Genomic DNA, 19116 nt, shown 5'->3' with positions numbered 1-19116 from the left:
TGGGCCGGCCGGCTCGGGCCGCCGGGGTGGCGGCCAGGGGCGGCAGCGCACGCTCTACGGGTTCAGGACGATCTTTCCGGCGACCGTGCCCGACTCGGCCAGGCGCAGGGCGTCGGCGATGCGGGAGAGCGGTAGCTGTGCGGCGATGCGGGGGGTGATGTCACCGCGCTGGAGGGCCGCGAGGACCTGGGTGAGGTCGGCGCGCAGCCGGGTCCGGAACCGGTTCTTGGCCAGGGCCCGCCCGGCCCAGATGTTGAAGAAGTAGGCGCGGCGGCGGTTGGGCAGTGTGTTCCACAGCCAGATCCGGCCGAGCAGCTTGAGTACGGGCAGCTGCTTGGAGCCCTCGTCGTCCCGGGTGGAGGCGCTGCCGTAGGCGACGAGCGTGCCGCCGGGCGCGAGGAGGCGCCAGGAGTCGATCGCGCTGCGCCCGCCGACGTGGTCGAAGACGGCGTCCACTCCGCCGGGGGCGAGTTCACGGACCCGCGCGGGGATGTCCTCGGTGCGGTAGTCGACGGGGGTGACGCCCTGGGCCCGCAGCGCGTCGTGGTGGCGAGCGGACGCTGTGCCGATCACCTTCGCGCCCGCGGCCTGGGCGAGCTGGACGAGGACCGAGCCGACGCCGCCGTTGGCGCCGTGCACCAGGACGGTGTGCCCGGCGCGGACGCGGGCCTTGCGGTGCAGCATCTGCCAGGCGGTGATGCCGTTGACCACCAGGGTCTCCGCCTCCGCCGCGCCGACCCCGTCGGGCACCGGCACGACGTCCGCCGCGTCGACGATTACGTGGCTGGCCCAGCCGCCGACCTTGACCAGTGCGGCCACCCTGGTGCCGGTCAGGCCCGGCTCGACGCCCTCGCCGGTCGCGGTCACGGTGCCGACCAGGTCGTAGCCGGGGACGAAGGGGAACGCCGGCTGGTCGTAGTAGCGGCCGCGGCGCATCTGCTGCTCGGCGAAGGAGACGCCGGTCGCCTCCATCCGGATCAGGACCTGGCCGGGGCCCGCGGTGGGGACGGCTCCGTGCCGGAACTCCAGCCCTTCCGGCTCCACCTTGCCCGGCAGGACGACCTCGACGAGTGCTTCGGTGTTCATGACTGCCTCCACTGCGCTCTGTGTTCGGGTTCCGCTGCGAGTCACTCGGTGAGTCACTCGGTCAGTTATTCTCTCTCGCTTCTGTTAGAAGTTATAACTTCACGAGAAGGGCGACGTCAAGAGGTTCAGTGATAGCCTCTAACTAAATCTTGAACATGTAGCCTGCAGGCGTCCCCACAAGCACGGAAGGCGGCAGGTCATGGCGGAGACCGGTACGACGACCCCGCGAGAGCGCTACCGCACCCAGGTGCGTACGGAGATCAAGGAACGCGCGTGGGAGCAGATCGCCACGGCGGGGGCGACCGCGCTCTCCCTCAACGCGATCGCCAAGCAGATGGGCATGAGCGGCCCCGCGCTCTACCGGTACTTCGCCGGCCGGGACGAGCTGATCACCGAGCTGATCAGGGACGCGTACAGCAGCCTCGCAGACACCCTCCGGACGGCCGCCGAATCCGGGGCCGACCTCACCGCGCTCGCGCACGCCCTGCGCGAGTGGGCCCTCGCGGACCCCCACCGCTACCTCCTCATCTACGGCACGCCCGTACCCGGCTACCACGCGCCGGGCGACGTCACCGGAATCGCGCAGGGCATCATGGCGACGTTGCTCGACGCCTGCGCCGCACTGCCCTCGGACGGCCCCGCGACGCCGTTCGACGCCCACCTGGAAAGCCACCGCCAGTGGGCGGCGGGCCACCCCGCCCCGCCCGCGGCCCTCCATCGGGGCCTGGCGCTCTGGACCCGGCTGCACGGCGTTCTGTCCCTGGAGCTCGCCGGTCACTTCACCGGGATGGGCTTCGACCCCGCGCTGCTGTACGCGGCCGAACTGGACGACCTGCTCAGGATCTGACCACACCGTGCCGGGCCGGTGCTGAACCTCTCCCGCAGGGCCGCCGGTTCGGGAAACCGCCGTGCGGAGAGGCCGGGTGGCCGGATGGGGAGGTCGGCGCGGATTCGCGAGGCTCTTCCCATGATGAAGACGAAGAAGAGCAAGCGAAACATCGGCCTGACCGCCGTCTCCGGCGTGGTGCTCGGGCTCGCCCTGCCGCTCACCGCGACCGCTTCGGCCGCCCCAACCGCCTTACGAGCCAAGCCTCTTGACTGGGTGAAGTGCGAGGGGAGCGGGTTCGGCCCCCGGCAGGAGTGCGCGACCGTCGACGTGCCCATGGACTACACGGACCCCGAGGGCGAGAAGATCGGTATCGCCGTCTCGCGCATCCGGAGCGAGAAGCCGGCCGTGCGCCGCGGGGCCCTGCTGCTGATCCCCGGAGGGCCCGGCGGCAGCACCCTCGAAGAACAGTCGGACAAGGCGATGAAGCTGCCGCGGGAGGTGCGGGAGGCATACGACCTCGTCGTGTTCGATCCCCGGGGCAACGGGCGGTCGGCGCCGGTGAGTTGCGGGTTCGAGCGGCCCGACCTGGCCGCGACCACGTTCCGGCCGTGGCCCGCAGGCCCGGACGGGTCCGTCGCCGGGAACCTGACCGCAGCCCGGCGGATGGCGGGCGCCTGCGAGCGCAACGGCGGGGAGCTGATGCGGCACATCGACACCGTCGCCAACGCACATGACGTCGACCGCATCCGGGCGGCGCTCGGCGAGCGGAAGCTGTCCGCCTGGGGCGTCTCGTACGGCTCGTATCTCGGCGCCGTCTACAACCAGTTGTTCCCGCACCGCACCGACCGGTTCGTGCTCGACAGCAATCTGGACGCCAACGCGGACGCCCACGGCGGCCAGGTCTCCCGTGGTCTGTGGGCCGGGTTCGAGAAGGGGGTCGAGAGCGTCTTCCCCGAGTTCGCCAAGTGGGCCTCGGCGCCCGGGAATCCGTACCGGCTGGCCGATACGGCGGCCGAGGTGCGGCCGGTGTTCCTGCGGCTCGCCGCCCGCCTCGACCGCGCGCCGATCCCCTGGCCCGGCGCCAATCCGGCCGAACTGAACGGCAACGTGCTGCGGCAGAGCCTGCTCGACGCGTTCTACGACCCCGAAGGCTTCCCGGCCGCGGCCCGGTTGATCCTGGCGGCCCGGAAGGGCACCGTCCCGCCCGCGCCCGAGCCGCCCCCGGAGGCGCTGCTGCAGAACGGCCTCGCCGTCGCCTCCGCGACCTTCTGCAACGAGGGGAGGTGGCCCACGTCGGCCGCCCGCTACCAGAAGGAGGTCGACGAGAGCCGCGCCAAGTACCCGCTGACCGCCGGAATGCCGAGGAACGCGACCCTCTGCGCCGCCTGGCCGTACCCGCCGAAGCAGGACCCGGTACGGATCACCGACCGCGGACCCTCCACCATCCTCATGGTCCAGAACGAGCGTGACCCCGCCGCCCCGCTCGCCGGCGCCCGTGAACTCCGCGCCGCCCTCGGCGGGCGCGCCGTCATGGTGACCGTGAACGCCACCGGACACGACGCCTACCTCGGCAACGGCAACTCCTGCGGGGACGCGGCCGTCACCCGCTTCCTGGTCACGGGGGAACGGCCCGCCAAGGACACGTACTGCCGCTAGGCGCAGGGCTGTTGACAGACGCCGGTCTCCCACACGTCACTCGCGCACCTCCCCTATCCTCGTGCGCACGCGCAGCCGGGGAAAAAGGGAGCACGCATGGACGGGTTGGACCCGGCTGATCCGGGCTGGATCGGTGGATATCGACTGCTCGGCAGACTCGGTGAGGGCGGCATGGGGCGGGTCTATCTGGCCCGTTCCGAGCGCGGCCGTACGGTCGCGGTCAAGGTCGTCAGGGAGGAGCTGGCCCGCAAGCCGGACTTCAGGCGCCGCTTCGCGCAGGAGGTGAAGGCGGCGCGGCGGGTCGGCGGCGACTGGACCGCGCCCGTGCTCGACGCCGACACCGAGGCACCGACGCCCTGGGTCGCCACCGGTTACGTCGCCGGCCCCTCGCTCGCCGAGGTGGTGGACGAGCAGTACGGCCCGCTGCCTCCGAAGTCCGTGCGGGCGCTGGCGATCGGGCTCATCCGCGCGCTCCAGGCCATCCACGGCGCGGGTCTCGTGCACCGCGACCTCAAGCCCTCCAACGTGCTGGTGACGATCGACGGGCCCCGCGTCATCGACTTCGGCATCGCGCGCGCCCTCGACACGGCCGTGCAGTCCGCCGACGGGCTCACCAAGCCCGGGGCCCTCGTGGGGTCCCCGGGCTTCATGGCGCCCGAGCAGGTGCGCGGGGAGCGGGTGACGTTCGCGAGCGACGTCTTCTGCCTCGGTGCCGTGCTGGCGTACACCGCGACGGGGCGGCTGCCCTTCGGTACCGCCGAGGGCGGTATCCACTCGCTGCTCTTCCGTATCGCGGAGGAGGAGGCGGATCTTGAGGGCGTACCCGAGGCGTGGCAGGGACTGATCGCGGCCTGCCTCGCGAAGGACCCTGCCCAACGGCCCTCTCTGGACACGCTGTTGGCGTCGGCCGAGGAGGTGCCGGGCGCACCGGCCGGCAGAGAGGGCAGGGGCGGCGCGTGGCTGCCCGGCGAGGTGCTGGCGGAGCTGGGCAGACACGCCGTACGCCTCCTGGACAGCGAGGACCCGCAGGGCCCCGCGCCGGCGTCGGGTCCCGTGTCCGGGGCGAGCGCCCAGGTGCGGATACCGAGCCCGGCACCGGCATCCGGCCCCATACCGGCATCGAGTCCCGTACCGGGCTTCGGCCCTCCCCTCGCGTACTCCCCGACGGCGCCCTCGTGGCAGAGCCCGCAGCCCGGCAGTCCCCACCCGCACAGCCCGTTGCCCGGCGGCTTCCACGCGCAGAGCCCGCTCCCCGGGGGTCTCCACCCCCACAGCCCGCCACCGGGGCATCTGCAGGCCCCGCAGTTCTCCTCTCCCGCCTACGGCTCCCGCTTGCCCGCCCCTCGCTCGACCCGTGGTCTCTCGATCGCCCTGGCCCTCCTGCTGGCCCTCTTCGTCGTGCCGCTGCTGCTGCGGATCGCCGTCCTCGGGGTGGCCTACTCCAGGCTCTCCGCGGCGCCCAGTACGTCCGCCACCGACCTCATTCAGGACTACAAGTACCTGAGCGTCGCGTCGCTGGGGACCGAGGTGCTCACCGTGTTCGTGGGCATCGCCGTGGTGATCGTGTGGGCGTTCTGGTTCCAGCGCAGCCGGGGCAACGCCGAGGCCTTCGCGCCGGGCCGCATCCGCCACGCGTCCGGGATGGCGGCCGGTTCGTGGTTCATCCCGGTCGTCAACTTCTACATGCCCAAGCAGATCGGCAACGATATCTGGACGGCGACGACCGGCAGGCCGGCCGGCGCCGGACGGTGGCTCCTTCACACGTGGTGGTGGTTCTGGGTCGCCTACTTCCTGGCGTACGCGAACGACTCATGGGCCAGCTGGTACGACAGGGACCTCGCCGTCGCGGCCACGGACACCATCGTCACCTCACAGGCGGCCAACATCATCGGCATCGTGACCGCCGTACTGGCCATCCTCTTCGTGCGACGGCTCACGAACCTCCAGCAGGCCCGCATGGCAGGAGGCGCCTAGCATGCCGCAGCACACCGGGGAGCCGGGGGCCATCGGGTCCATAGGCGGCTACGAGCTCGTCGACCGGCTGGGCAGCGGCGGCATGGGGGTCGTGTACCTGGCGCGTTCGGTCTCGGGGCGGCAGGTCGCGGTCAAGGTCGTGCACGCGCAGTACGCGCTGGACGAGGAGTTCCGGGCCCGGTTCCGGCAGGAGGTCGCGGCGGCCCGGCGGGTGAGCGGGGCGTTCACGGCCCCGGTGGTGGACGCCGACCCGGACGCCGAACTGCCCTGGATGGCGACTCTGTACGTGCCGGGCCGAACGCTGTCCGAAATGGTGGACAGGGAAGGACCGTTGGGCGGGCCCGAACTGCGTGCGCTCGCGCTGGGGCTCGTCGAGGCACTGAGGGACATCCACCAGGCGGGTGTGGTGCACCGGGACCTGAAGCCGAGCAACGTCCTGATGGCCGGGGACGGCCCGCGCGTCATCGACTTCGGCATCTCGCGCGCCGCCGACAGCCAGGCCCTCACCGTGACCGGGCGGCTGATCGGCACCCCGCCCTTCATGTCTCCGGAACAGTTCGCCTCGCCCCGGGACGTCACCGCGGCCTCCGACGTGTTCTCGCTGGGCTCGCTCCTGGTGTTCGCGGCCACTGGCAACGGCCCCTTCGACGGCGGCAGCCCGTATGTGACGGGCTACCAGGTGATGAACGAGCCGCCGTCCCTGGACGGAGTCCCGCAGCCGCTGCGGGGCATCATCGAGCGCTGCCTGGACAAGGACCCGGCCGCCCGGCCCCAACTGGCCGAACTGCAGGGGCTGTTCGGCGCCATGCCGGACACGGCCGCTCCTGCCGGGCCGGGCGTGGCGCACCTGCCGAGCGTGCCGGGGAACGGGAATGTCCCCCGGGGGCCCGCCGGCACGACGACTTCCGGCACGACGACTTTTGGCACGACCGCGACGGGCGCCGCCGGCCGCGGACGCCGGGCACGCCGCCTGCTCGTGCTCGGCGCGGTCCTGGCCGTCACCGCGGCGGCCGTGCCGGTGTACCACCTGGTGTCGGGTCCGGACACCACCGAGGGCGGGCTCGGCGACCGCGCGTCCGGGGCCGGCGCCTCCGCCTCGCCCGCGCTGCCCGCCGGCTGGCAGCCCTGGCGGACGGACCTCACCCGAGCGGTGAAGAACGAGTCGCTGGTCACCAACGTGGACAGCGTGGACTCCGGCTGTGTCTCCGGCGGAGCTTCCCTGTACTGCGCGGGGACGGGCTTCACGGTCGCCCGGATCGACGCCGCCTCGGGCCGCGTGAAATGGCGGTTCGGCAGCAACTCGCAGGCCGCCGCGCGTCCTCTCGGAGTCCGGGACGGGATCGTCTACACGCACGTCCAGCCGAACGAGGACTCGGTCTACTCGACCCAGGAGCTGGTCGGCGTCGACACCGACAGCGGGAAGCGTGTCTGGACCCGCACGATCGACGCGGGCCACTCCGCCGCCGTGTTCGACGGCGGCCTCCTGGCGATGTCGGGCGAAGGCGAGGAGTTCGTCGCCCTCGACCCGAAGACGGGCGAGGACCTGTGGCGCACCCCGGCGAAGTCGTCGGCCGGCACCGCCTGCGCCCCGACGGTCCTGGGCGGTGCCCCCTACGGAATCTGCGTGAACGAGGACGACCCCTTCAAGGGTGACGCAGGCTTCCTGCGCCTCGCCCCGGCCGACGGTACGGCGCGGGAACTCGCCGAGCTGCCCCTGCTCGCGGAGCCGCTCGGCGCGGTCGGCGGGCGGCCGCTGTTCGCCCTCCGGCAGAGCGAGGAGTCCCAGTCGGACAACGGCCGGGACGAGCCGTACAGAGCGCTGCTGCAGGTGAACCCGGACAACGGCGACGTCGTCCGCATCCCCCTCAAGGGCACCCCGCGCGGCCTGCCCGGCCTCGTCGGCAGCGCCGTGTACTTCGTCCGCCCCGACGGAACCGTCACCGCGACGGGGGCCGACGACGGCGCCCGGCTGTGGCAGAAGGGCACGCAGATCGAGAACCTGTCGGCGCCGGTCCTGTCGACGAAGTACGACCATCTCTACTTCGCCAACCGCTACGGCCGCCTGCTCGCCCTCGACCGCAGGACCGGCGCCGTCCAGTGGACCACCGACAAGCTGAACGACCCGGGCACCTCGGCGGAGAACCGAATCCCGAGCACGCTACTGGTGAAGGACGCGCTGGTGGCCGTGGCAGGCGACACGGCCTTCTCCGTACGCCCGGACCAACCGTCGTAGCAGGCGGCGGTCCGGCAGCGCCCCGTCAGGGGCGGGGCTGTGACACCTGCGGCTCCACCAGGCCCCTTCAGGGGCGCGGGGAACTGCGCGCTCAGCCCCCACGCACCCGCACTCGAAACGCCGAACCTCAGACGCCCCTTCAGGGGCGCGGGGAACTGCGCGACCAGCCCCCACGCACCCGCACCCGACGAACCACCCCTCCGACGCCCCACACCAACAGCCGAGCGCAGCTCACCCGCGGCCGAGGAAGATCGGATTCGTGAACGCGGCCAACGCCCCGGGCAGCGGCCCGACCGCAGCCTCATGCCGCACCTCCGCCCGCACATACGCCGCGTACTGCGCAGTCGTACGCCACTCCACCACCCCGGCCCCGGACACCGGCAGCACCGCGCTCGTGTGCAGCACACCTTGGTCCGTGACGAAGCGGACAGTGCAGCGCGGCACCCCCGACGCCTCCAGGGTGACGGTGACCGGATCGTCGCGGTCGACCTTCAACCGCCCGCCGATCCCCGCGTGTTCGCCCTTCGGGCCGGCCGCGGAGAACGACAGCGACACCTTCCGCGACTCCGCCACGTACGAGCGGCCCGCGCGGATGCCCTCCTGGATCGCCTCGCGGGTCAGGTCGTCGGCGAGGACGACGGTCTGCGGGGTGCCGACCGGATCGGGATCCCGGTGGGCGTCGCTGTTGCCCATCGCCGGAATCCAGCCCCGGCCACCCCCACCGTCGCCCCGGCCCTCACGCACGGAGGCGACCAGCATGCTGTCCCAGTCGGCCAGCGACACCTCGTCGTCGGGGCCGAACGGGCCGTTCCACACCTCGACCGCGTCCGCCTCGCCGAAGCCGAACTTCCAGTTGCAGCCGACGCAGGTGGCGTGCGGATGGGCGGGCACGACCAGGCCTCCGGCCTCGCGGATCCGGCGCGCGTACTTGCCGAAGCGGTTGTCGCGCGCCCGGTAGCGCCAGTCGACGAACGTCCCCGGGTCGGTGCCGAGCGCGACGACGTGACCGTTCCTCGTCGTCACCTCCTCGCCGAGCAGGATCAGCAGGTCGTCACCGGCCTCCGAGGCCCAATGGGCGTGCGCGGAGTGCGTGTTGTGCTCGGACGAGTTGATGAAGTCCAGGCCCGCCGCCCGCGCGAGGGCCGCGATCTCGGCCGGGGTGCGGCGGCCGTCGGAGTACCAGGAGTGCAGATGGCAGTCGCCCCGGTACCAGGCGCGCCCGCGCCCCTTGGCCCGCGACGGCGGGTACACCGGCTTCACGACCGTGCCCGGCTCGCCGTACGTCAGCGTGATGGTGACCTCGTACGGGAGTCCCTGCGGGGCCACGGTGTACGGGCCCAGCGCGATGTGCCAGGTGCCCTCCTTGACCGGGCCCGGGATGTAGCCCGGCGTCGCGTCGTCCGCGCGGATGAAGAACTCCGTGCGTGCCCCGCCCGACCAGCCGCGGAATCCCTTGCCGCCCAGCTCGGTGCCGCGCTGGTCGAAGATGCCGATGTCGAGCGCGTTGCCCGCGGTGCCGGTCGGTACGGCAGGCTTCTCGTAGGTGTACGCGACCTTGATCTCCCGTACGCCGTCCGGGACTTCGACGGGCAGGTACACGAAGTCCGGCGAACCGGTGGGCAGGGTGCCGCGGACCGTCCGGGTCTCGGACGCGTCCGCCGCGTCGGCGGCCTCGCTCGGAAAGCTCACGCTTCCCAACGTAAGCGCGGCGGCGGCTCCCGTCACGAACAGCGCGCGTCTGCCGATGCCGTGGTCACCGCTGCGGTCTCCGCTGTGGTCGTCCTCGCACATGTCTGCTGCTCCCGGGTCTCGTGAGTGACTGAGTGGCATGTAGCGGTTCAGGTGCTGCGGGGGTGGTACGACAACCCTGGTATTCAGCCGTGAACTGTGGTGCAAGGGAAGGGGATCGGCAGTTTTCGGGTATGGAGCACTCATAAGAAGCATTCGTGAGAAGCAGGTGGAATGCCTACCGGTCGGTATGGACAGTTGAGGCTCGTGCCGGTAGGGAGGTGCCATGCGCATCTCCGTGACGATCTTCCTCACCGACGAGACGATCACCCCCACGCTGCTCGCTCGTGAGCTGGAGGAGCGCGGCTTCGCCGGGCTCTATCTGCCCGAGCACACGCACATACCCGTGGAGCGCGTCACCCCGTACCCGGCGGGCGGTGAGCTGCCGCCCGAGTACGGCCGGACCCTCGACCCCTTCGTCGCGCTCGGCCAGGCGGCGGCGGTCGCCGAGTCGCTCGCGCTCGGCACCGGGATCACCCTCGTCGCCCAGCACGACCCGGTCGCCCTCGCCAAGCAGATCGCGACCCTCGACCACCTCTCCGGCGGCCGTTTCACCCTCGGCCTCGGTTTCGGCTGGAACGTCGAGGAGGCCGCCGACCACGGCGTCGACTGGCGCACGCGACGGGAGCTGGTCCGGGACCGGATGGCCCTGATGCGGGCCCTGTGGTCCGCCGAACCGACCGGCTACGAGGGCGAGTTCGGCTCCGTACGGCCGAGCCACGCCCACCCCAAGCCCGTACAGAAGCCGCGCGGACCCGTCGTCGGGCCGCGCACGCTCGTCGGGGGCGCGGCAGGGCCCAAGCTCTTCGCGCACATCAGCGAGTACACGGACGGCTGGATGCCGATCGGCGGCCGCGGGCTCACGGAGTCCATGCCCGTGCTGCGGGCCGCCTGGGCCGGGGCCGGCCGCGACCCCGAGGCCCTCCAGGTCGTGCCGTACGCCGTGCTGCCCACGCCCGGCAAGCTCACGCACTACGCGGACCTCGGCATCGAGGAGGTCGTCCTCCAGTTGCCGCCGGCCGGGGAGGGGGACGTACTGCGCGTTCTGGATGAATACGCCAAGTACCTGTAGTCGGCCGCTGGTGTGTCACTGGTGCGCCGCTGGTGTGCCGCTCGTGACGTGGCCCATCCGTAACGGGGCCCGATCAATGCGATCGTATGCTCGAAGGATGACGACTTCCGCGACCTCCGGAACCGGGCCCACCGCGAACGCCATGCGTCGCGCCCTCAAACGCGCCCGCGACGGCGTCGCCCTCGACGTCACCGAGGCCGCCGTCCTGCTCCAGGCACGCGGCGCCGACCTGGACGACCTGACCGCGTCCGCCGCCCGGGTGCGTGACGCGGGCCTGGACGCGGCGGGCCGCCCCGGCGTCATCACGTACTCGAAGAGCGTCTTCATTCCGCTCACCCGGCTCTGCCGGGACAAGTGCCACTACTGCACGTTCGTCACGGTCCCCGGCAAGCTCCGCCGGGCGGGCCACGGGATGTTCATGTCCCCGGACGAGGTCCTCGACATCGCCCGCAAGGGCGCCGAACTGGGCTGCAAGGAAGCCCTGATCACCCTCGGCGACAAGCCCGAGGACCGCTGGCCCGAGGCCCGCGAATGGCTCGACGCGCACGGCTACGACGACACGATCGCGTACGTACGGGCCATCTCGATCCGCATCCTGGAGGAGACGGGCCTGCTGCCCCACCTCAACCCGGGCGTCATGTCGTGGACCGACTTCCAGCGGCTCAAGCCCGTCGCGCCGAGCATGGGCATGATGCTGGAGACGACGGCGACGCGGCTGTGGAGCGAGCCCGGCGGCCCGCACTACGGGTCGCCGGACAAGGAGCCGGCCGTCCGCCTGCGCGTCCTGGAGGACGCGGGCCGCTCGTCGGTCCCCTTCACCAGCGGCGTGCTGATCGGCATCGGCGAGACGTACGAGGAGCGCGCGGACTCCCTCTTCGCGCTGCGGCGCGTGTCGCGGTCCTACCACGGCATCCAGGAACTGATCATCCAGAACTTCCGCGCCAAGCCGGACACGGCGATGCGCGGCATGCCGGACGCCGAGCTCGACGAACTGGTGGCGACAGTCGCCGTGGCCCGGCACATCATGGGCCCCTCCGCCTGCCTCCAGGCACCGCCGAACCTCGTGGACTCCGAGTACGGGCGGCTGATCGGCGCCGGGATCGACGACTGGGGCGGGGTCTCGCCGCTCACCATCGACCACGTCAACCCCGAGCGCCCCTGGCCGCAGATCGACCTGCTGCGCGAGCAGTCGGCGGAGGCGGGCTTCGAGCTGCGCGAACGGCTGTGTGTGTACCCGGAGTTCGTGCAGCGCGGCGAGCCGTGGCTGGACCCGCGGCTGCTCCCGCACGTACGGGCGCTCGCCGACCCGGAGACGGGGCTCGCCGTGCCGGACGCGGTCGTGGAGGGCCACCCCTGGCAGGAGCCCGAGGAGGCGTTCACGTCGTCGGGGCGTACGGATCTGCACACCGCGATCGACACCGAGGGGCGCACGTCCGACCGGCGCGAGGACTACGACCACGTGTACGGCGACTGGGACGCCCTGCGGGAGGCCGCGGCGCCCGGCATGGTGCCCTCGCGGATCGACACGGACGTCCGGGCGGCGCTGGCGACGGCCGCCGACGACCCGACCCGCCTCACCGACGACGAGGCACTGGCGCTGCTGCACGCGGACGGGCCCGCGCTGGACGCGCTCTGCCGGATCGCCGACGACGTCCGCAAGGCGGCGGTCGGCGACGACGTCACGTACATCGTCACGCGGAACATCAACTTCACCAACGTCTGCTACACCGGCTGCCGCTTCTGCGCCTTCGCCCAGCGCCGCACGGACGCCGACGCCTACACGCTCTCCTTGGACCAGGTCGCCGACCGTGCCGAGCAGGCGTGGGACCTGGGGGCCGTCGAGGTCTGCATGCAGGGCGGCATCCACCCGGACCTGCCGGGGACCGCCTACTTCGACATCGCCCGCGCGGTGAAGGAGCGGGTGCCCGGCATGCACGTCCACGCCTTCTCGCCGATGGAGGTCGTGAACGGCGCGACCCGTACGGGTATGTCGATCCGCGAATGGCTGACGGCGGCCAAGGAGGCGGGCCTCGACTCGATCCCCGGCACGGCCGCCGAGATCCTCGACGACGAGGTCCGCTGGGTCCTGACGAAGGGCAAGCTGCCCACGGCGACCTGGATCGAGGTGATCACGACCGCCCACGAGCTGGGCATCCGCTCCTCGTCCACGATGATGTACGGGCACGTGGACCAGCCCCGCCACTGGCTCGGCCACTTCCGGACGCTCTCCCGGATCCAGCAACAGACCGGCGGCTTCACGGAGTTCGTGACGCTCCCCTTCATCCACACGAACGCGCCGGTGTACCTGGCGGGGATCGCCCGCCCGGGCCCGACGACCCGGGACAACCGCGCGGTGATGGCGATGGCCCGGCTCCTGCTCCACCCCCACATCCCCAACATCCAGACCAGCTGGGTGAAGCTGGGGACGGAGGGTGCGGCGGAGATGCTCCGCTCGGGCGCCAACGACCTCGGCGGGACGCTGATGGAGGAGACCATCTCCCGTATGGCGGGCTCGTCGTACGGCTCGTACAAGTCCGTCAAGGAGCTGATCGCTGTGGCGGAGGCGGCGGGACGGCCGTCCCGGCCCCGCACCACCCTGTACGGCGAGGTGCCGGAGGAGCGGCAGCGGGCGGCGGCGGCCTCGGACGGGCATCTGCCGGAGCTGCTGCCCGTGCTGGAGTGACGGGCGGAGGCGAGTGAGGGAGCAGGATGGGCCAGGATCGGCCGAGGGGCCCGTCGGAGTAAGATGATCCGACCCTCCGACGGGGTGAATCAGAGCTGAGGAGATGCGTACGCGTGCCTGCCCGACGGCTTCCCTCGTGGGTCTGGGTCTCCGGTCTGACCGCGGCTGCTCTGGTGGCGGTGACGTTCCTGGCCGTCAAGGCCGACAAGGGCCCGCAGCCCACGGCCTCGGCGTCGCCGAAGCCCTCCGCCTCGGCGACCGCCAAGCCCTCCAAGGGCCCCGACGAGTCCAAGCCGGTCGCGGTGCCGGACGGCTCCGGCACCGGACGGCGCATCGTCTACTCCCTCGACCAGCGCCGCGTATGGCTCGTCGACGCGAGCGACGCGTCCCGGCGCAGCTTCAAGGTGTGGCCCGGGACGGTGAACCCGGCACCCGGCTCGTACACGGTCGGCACCCGACGCGAGACGAGCACGGGCAGCGACGGCGTGGAGATCGAGAACATCGTCTTCTTCACCGTCAGTTCGGGCACCAACATCGCCTTCTCGAACGCCGTGGACGGCTCTTCTCCGCCGCCGCCCGCGTCCGGCGTACCGACCGGCGGGATCCGGATGCGTGCCGCCGACGGGGACGCGGTCTGGAAGTTCGGCACGGCGGGGACGAAGGTCGCGGTCGTCGACTAGCGACCGGCGGGACGGGTCCTTACGGCCGGACGCTGCTCTCGGGCGTGGTATCGACCTGGTCCGGAGCCGTCGACGGTTCGGACGGCTCCAGGGACGGCGGGGCCTGTGTCGGCGTCGGGGCGCTGTCGGGGGCGGTCGGTTCGGTCGCGGCGGTGGAGCCGTTCGGGACGCTGGGGCCGGCGCTGGGTGCCGAGTCGCTGGGGTCGCTGGGGCTGGGAGTCGCGGGCTTGGAGGGCGACGGCGACGGGTTGGGCGGCGTCGAGGGGCTGCTGGAGGGCGGCGGGGCGAGCGGGACCGTCGGGGAGACGGGCGCGTCGGGTGCGGCCAGGCGGAACGGCAGCGCGATGAGGGCGGCGGCGACGCAGGAAAGACCGACCCCGGCCGCGGCGCGCAGCACCCGGCGGCGGGAGGCGTCGCGGCGGATCGCCTCGTAGCCGCCCGGGGGCGGGGCGAGATAACCGGAGGCCGGCCGCAGGATGACCGCGAGGGGGTCGTCGGGCTCCAGGTCCGGACCGTCCTCAGAGGGTGTGATCAAGGCTTCTCCTCAGGTGGGCGCGGAGCATTTCTCGGGCCGCGTGGAGGTCGGCCTTGACGGTTCCTTCCTTGCGCCCGGTCAGCGCGGACACCTCCCGGATCGGCATGTCGGCGTAGTAGTGCAGCAGGATCGGTACGCGCAGTCGTTCCGGCAGCGACTGTACGAGCAGGCGCACCGACGGGTCGGCCTGTTCGTTCCGCGGCCGGACGGCGACCTCGTCGCTGACACGGCGTACGGCTCTGCGCTCGCGCTCCAGTTTGCGCCAGTGGTCCCGGACGAGGTTGGCGGCGGTGACGTAGAGGAACCCCCGGGGCTCCGCAACGTTCGTCCAGCGGGCCCAGAGCCGGGTGAACGCCTCCGAGGCGATCTCGTGGGCCGTCTCGTCGTCGTCGACCAGGCGGCGGCACCAGCCGGCCAGGCGCGGGTAGAGGGCGGCGAACAGCTCGGACGCTGCCTTCTCGCGGGACCGTTTCAACGCTCTCCATGGTCGTGATGGACTCGTAGGAAGGATCCCGGGCCGTCGGCGTACCGTCCGTCGACGTACGGTGCCTCGGCCCAGGATCCTGGAGCTACGGGTTACGGGTTGTCGGAGCTCAGCGCGGCGAAGACGATCACGCTGTCGCGGTATCCGTCACCGGTGCGGGGGCCCCCGCACGTGATGAGACGCAGTTCGGGACTGCCCACGTTCCCGTAGACCTCTTTCGTCGGGAACTCCGCCTGGGCGACCGTCCGTACGTCGGTGACCGCGAACTCCGCCGCCTTGCCGTTCTCCAGGCGCGCCACGATCCGGTCGCCTCGGCGCAGCCGCGAGAGGTGATGGAAGACCCCGTCACCGTAGGAGCCGACCGTGACATGGCCGAGGATCACCGACGGACCGACCTGGCCGGGCGTCGGCGAGTGCTGGTACCAGCCCGCCTTGTCGTCCGCCGCGATCGGAGGCACCTCGACGGTGCCGTCCGAGGCCAGGCCCAGCCGCATGACCGGGGTGTCGACCTGGATGGCCGGGACCTGCAACCTGACCGGGACCGACCGCCCCAGGGCCTTCGCCGCCTTCGCGGGGGGGCGCGGGCTCCCGGTCTTCTCTGCACCGGCCCGGTCGTCCGTGGTCCGGTCGTCCGTGGACCGGTCGGCCTGCTGGCCGTCGCAGCTCACGAGCAGCGAGGCCACCGCCGCGGTGACGAACCCGCGCCGGGAGAGCGCGCGCCTGGAGGGCAGGGTCATTCCCCGGTCGCCCGCCGACGACGTACGACGAAGAACGCCGCCCCGCCGACGGCGAACGCCGCGGCCGTGCCCCCGGCGATCAGCCCGCTGTCGGATCCGGACTTCGTCGACGTCGACACCTCACCGGTGTCGGGCGCTCCGCTCGGTACGACGGAGACCTCGTCGCCCGGCGCCCTGGTCGGCTCGGCGCTCGGCGCCACCGTCGGCTCGGTGCCCTGGCTCGGTGCGTCGCTCGGAGCCGGCGTCGAGGCCGCCTCGGAGGGTGCCTGGCTCGGGGCGGGGGTCGACGCCACGGTCGGGGTCGCCCCGTCGGCGAACGCGGGCACCGTGCTCGCCAGTACGGCGGTGCAGGCAAGTGCTATGGCGCTGAGGACAGTTCGGCGCATGAATCGCTCTCTTTCGTCGGCCCGCCCGCCCGGTGACCCGGCGGACTGGGGTACGGATCGAGCGAAGAGACGAGACAGCGGCGGACCGGGTTGTAAAGAGCAGGCAAAGTCGTTGGCTCGTCGGGCGGTTGATTCCGCAGGGACGAGTACGCCGGACCGGTCGGGGGGCGCGGGGCGTGGGTACGGGTGGGCGTGGAGTGTGCGCACCCGGCGTGTGGGGGCACGGGGCCCTCGCCGGGCACGTCGCCGTGCCAGCATGCACCTGTGCCGCAGGACAACGACCACACCCAGGAATGGACACGCCTGGCCACCCATACGGATCAGGCGGTCGAGGCCAGTCTCCGCTGGCTGAGCACTCAGCGGCTCACGGACTTCCACGCATACGCCGATGCCGCGATCCCGCTGATCGAGGAGGCCCTGCCCGCCTACCTGGACCGGTGGGGCGAGCGGTCACCGGGGCCCGGCCTTGCCCCGGTGCCCGTACCCGCTGTGAAGATCGCCGTGCCGTTGGTGCAGCAGCACCATGTCGCCGCCGACCACCATGCCGTCGTCGGTCAGGTGCGCGAGGCCCGGGCGCTGCGGGTGCGCGGCGAGGCGCTGGCCGGGCGGCATCTGACCGGCGTACAGCGGGCGGAGCACTGGACCGGCGGGCACGCCGAGCACCTCTTCGCCGAGGGGCACACCGCGCGGGCCATGGACCTGCTCGTCCGGGCGGACGGCCTGCTGTGCGCCGAGGACAGGCGCCTCGCGGCCGTGGGCGTGCGGCTTACGCACGCGCGGTTGCTCAGGGAACTGGGGGACCGCGAAAAGGCGCTTCTCCTGTTGGAGGGGTTCGAGGAGCCGCTGAGGACGCGGCAGCCGGGTGAGGGGCGGCTGCGCATGGAGAACGGCCATGAGTGGTCGTTACCCGACCTTGCGCGGGCCGTGGAGGCGGAGCAGCGGTTCCATCTCTTCCAGCGGCTGCTCGACCTGAAGGCGGGGCTGTTCGGCGACACGGAGCGGTACGCGGAGGCCGAGCGGCTCTACCGCGAACTGCGGCCGGGCATGGGGCCGTTCGCCGATCTCCAGCTCGCCTCGCTGGCCTGGAGGCGGGGGGACGCGGGGGCAGCGGGAGAGCTGCTGGACGCCCTCGCGCCGGTCTTCGAGGACTCTGGGGTCTCCAAGGCTTCCGGGCCCTCCGAGGAACCGGCCGAGCTGCCGTCCGGATACCCCGAGGGCGCCCTCGCCTTCCGCCGCACCGCGTACTGCCTGTTGCGCGCCCGCGTCGCCAACGCCTCCGAGGAGGCCCTGGCCTGGTGTGCCGCGGGCCTCTCCACGGCCGCCGCCCTGCCGCAGCCGGAACTGGAGTGGAAGCTGCACGCCGAGCAGGCGCGGCTGCTGCGGTCGGCCGAGCGGTTCACCTCGGCGCAGGCGGCGTACGGCAAGGCCGTGCGGATCGTCGACCAGCGCCGCCGCGTCTCCACCGGGCTGCGCTGGGACAACTCGTACCTCGCCGAGCGGCTGCCCGTCCTGCACGAGGCCCTTGACCTCGCCGTCGAACGGCGGGACGCGCTCACCGCGCTCGGGATCGTCGACATGCTCAAGGCCCGCTCCTTCGCCGCCCGCCTCGCCCTGCTCCCGGTGCCCGGCGCGGACGCGCCCACCGCCGACGAGCGCGAACTGGCCGAGGTGACGGCGGAGCTCAACGCCCTGGAGTACGGCGACGTGAAGAGCGAACCCGGGCCGGACGCCGCCGCGCGCGCCGCTGGTGCCCGGGAGCTGCGGATACGGCGAAGGCGGCTCGTGGAGCGCATCCGCCGTGACGACCCGCGCTGGCGGGCTGTGACCGAGGGTGCGCCGGTGGACTTCGAGGAGGCGGTGGGGGCGGTTGCGGAGCGCGTGTGGCGCCTTCCCGGTGTTCCTGGCGTTCCTGGCGTTCTTGATGGGCGCGGGCGGCGGGCCGCGCTGTCCCTGTACCGCAGGCAGGGGCGGGTCGTGGCCGTCGTCGTGAGCCCTGACGGGGTCGAGGTCGGCGCCCGGGTCCTGTCCGGCGAAGTGGTGCGGGCTCTTGAGGAATACGGGAAGCGGCTGCGGGAGAGCACGCGCCCTGGCATCGACCGCACACCGCTCGACTTCTCCCCCTTCTTCGGAGTGGCTCTTGAGGATCTGGTGCCCCGGAGGCTCGTGGAGGCCGCCCTGGCCGCCGACACGCTCCTCGTGGTGCCGCACGCCGACCTGCACGGGCTGCCCTGGCAACTGCTCACCGCTCTGGGCCGGCCGCTCGTCCGGCACACGGCCGTCGGTGTCCTGCCCAACCTGGCCGGCCTGCCGACGCTGGACCGGCCCCCGGCCCGCTCGGTGCGCGTCTCCCTCTTTGGCGTCCAGGACCAGCCCGAGCACCTGAGGCTCAATCAACTGGCGGAAGTAGAGGGCGAGTTGTGCGATCTGGAGGGTCTGTACGGGAGCGAGCGGCTGTTGTCGCGAACCGCCACCGGGGCGCGGGCGGACGTACGGACCCTGCTCGGCCTGCTGGACCGGCAGGGCGGCCCCGGCACCGTCCTGCACCTGTCGTGCCACGCCACCGCGGCCGGTGACGACCCGTACGACGCGGGCCTCCATCTGGCCGACGGCAGGCTGGGCATCGCACAGCTCGCCGTGCGGCGCGTCCGGTACGACGAGGTCGTCCTCGCGGCGTGCTCCGGCGCGCAGCGGCCCAGCGGCACGGTACGGGCCGAGGGCCGGGTCCAGGTCGTCGGCGACGACGCGATCACTCTCGCGCACGTCTTCCAGGAAGCCGGGGCCGCGTTCGTCCTGGGCAGCCCGGCGCCGGTCGGGGACCGGTCCGCCCGCGCCTTCGGCCTCGCCTGGCACCGGCACCGCGTGGGCGGCGCGAGCCCCCTGCGGGCGGCACGCGCGGCGGCCTGCGACCTGCTCGACGAAGGGCGTCCGGCACGGCACGAATGGGCCGGGTTTACGGGGTTCGGCTGCCGGTAG

At 72.5% G+C, this 19116-nt stretch carries 14 protein-coding genes; 8 read left to right on the top strand and 6 right to left on the bottom strand.

Annotated features, from left to right (window positions below):
* Positions 1 to 54: 54 nt before the first annotated feature.
* Entirely contained in the window at positions 55 to 1086 is a 1032-nt protein-coding gene (locus QF035_RS23325; protein WP_307522473.1) for a medium chain dehydrogenase/reductase family protein, read from the bottom strand.
* Between the two features lie 199 nt (positions 1087 to 1285).
* On the opposite strand from QF035_RS23325, the gene QF035_RS23320 reads away from it, so the two are divergent.
* The 4 genes from QF035_RS23320 (at position 1286) to QF035_RS23305 (ending at position 7778) form a co-directional block, all read left to right on the top strand.
* Positions 1286 to 1933, top strand: coding sequence for a TetR/AcrR family transcriptional regulator (locus QF035_RS23320; protein WP_307522472.1), 648 nt, complete (start codon positions 1286 to 1288; stop codon positions 1931 to 1933).
* 120 nt (positions 1934 to 2053) lie between these two features.
* Complete coding sequence (locus QF035_RS23315; protein ID WP_307522471.1) at positions 2054 to 3571, top strand: alpha/beta hydrolase; 1518 nt, start codon at positions 2054 to 2056, stop codon at positions 3569 to 3571.
* 96 nt (positions 3572 to 3667) lie between these two features.
* Complete coding sequence (locus QF035_RS23310; protein ID WP_307522470.1) at positions 3668 to 5545, top strand: protein kinase domain-containing protein; 1878 nt, start codon at positions 3668 to 3670, stop codon at positions 5543 to 5545.
* A 1-nt stretch (position 5546) separates the two neighbouring features.
* Complete coding sequence (locus tag QF035_RS23305) at positions 5547 to 7778, top strand: protein kinase domain-containing protein (protein ID WP_307522469.1); 2232 nt, start codon at positions 5547 to 5549, stop codon at positions 7776 to 7778.
* 231 nt (positions 7779 to 8009) lie between these two features.
* Here the strand turns inward: QF035_RS23305 and QF035_RS23300 are convergent, their stop codons facing one another.
* Positions 8010 to 9569 carry a CehA/McbA family metallohydrolase gene (locus tag QF035_RS23300; protein ID WP_307522466.1) on the bottom strand — a complete coding sequence of 520 codons (1560 nt, stop codon included), beginning with the start codon at positions 9567 to 9569 and terminating at the stop codon, positions 8010 to 8012.
* Between the two features lie 223 nt (positions 9570 to 9792).
* Here QF035_RS23300 and QF035_RS23295 point away from each other — a divergent pair, with 223 nt between their 5' ends.
* The 3 genes from QF035_RS23295 (at position 9793) to QF035_RS23285 (ending at position 14001) form a co-directional block, all read left to right on the top strand.
* Positions 9793 to 10638: an LLM class F420-dependent oxidoreductase gene (locus tag QF035_RS23295; protein WP_307522465.1), complete on the top strand. Its 846-nt coding sequence runs from the start codon at positions 9793 to 9795 to the stop codon at positions 10636 to 10638.
* Positions 10639 to 10735: 97 nt separating this feature from the next.
* Positions 10736 to 13321, top strand: a complete 2586-nt coding sequence (locus QF035_RS23290; protein WP_307522464.1) for a bifunctional FO biosynthesis protein CofGH — start codon at positions 10736 to 10738, stop codon at positions 13319 to 13321.
* 113 nt (positions 13322 to 13434) lie between these two features.
* Positions 13435 to 14001 (top strand): hypothetical protein, encoded by a 567-nt coding sequence (locus tag QF035_RS23285; RefSeq protein WP_307522463.1) that lies wholly within the window; start codon positions 13435 to 13437, stop codon positions 13999 to 14001.
* A 19-nt stretch (positions 14002 to 14020) separates the two neighbouring features.
* Here QF035_RS23285 and QF035_RS23280 read toward each other — a convergent pair whose 3' ends face one another.
* From QF035_RS23280 to QF035_RS23265, 4 genes are all read right to left on the bottom strand, one after another.
* On the bottom strand, positions 14021 to 14536 hold the full coding sequence (locus QF035_RS23280; RefSeq protein WP_307522462.1) for a hypothetical protein: 516 nt from the start codon (positions 14534 to 14536) through the stop codon (positions 14021 to 14023).
* Complete coding sequence (locus QF035_RS23275) at positions 14520 to 15011, bottom strand: RNA polymerase sigma factor (RefSeq protein WP_200396553.1); 492 nt, start codon at positions 15009 to 15011, stop codon at positions 14520 to 14522. Before QF035_RS23275 ends, QF035_RS23280 begins: the two co-directional genes overlap by 17 nt.
* Before the next feature lie 101 nt (positions 15012 to 15112).
* Positions 15113 to 15757, bottom strand: a complete 645-nt coding sequence (locus tag QF035_RS23270) for a class F sortase (RefSeq protein WP_307522461.1) — start codon at positions 15755 to 15757, stop codon at positions 15113 to 15115.
* Positions 15754 to 16143, bottom strand: a complete 390-nt coding sequence (locus tag QF035_RS23265) for a sortase-dependent protein (RefSeq protein ID WP_307522459.1) — start codon at positions 16141 to 16143, stop codon at positions 15754 to 15756. The genes QF035_RS23270 and QF035_RS23265 overlap by 4 nt, the downstream gene beginning before the upstream one ends.
* Positions 16144 to 16407: 264 nt before the next feature.
* Between QF035_RS23265 and QF035_RS23260 the strand changes: the two genes are divergently transcribed.
* A complete protein-coding gene (locus tag QF035_RS23260) occupies positions 16408 to 19116 on the top strand; it encodes a CHAT domain-containing protein (RefSeq protein WP_307522458.1) in 2709 nt (902 codons plus the stop codon).

Source organism: Streptomyces umbrinus (genome assembly GCF_030817415.1).
GTDB classification, from domain to species: domain Bacteria; phylum Actinomycetota; class Actinomycetes; order Streptomycetales; family Streptomycetaceae; genus Streptomyces; species Streptomyces umbrinus_A.
The sequence above is the reverse complement of the archived record's forward strand: the minus strand, read 5'-3'. Positions and strand labels throughout refer to the sequence as shown.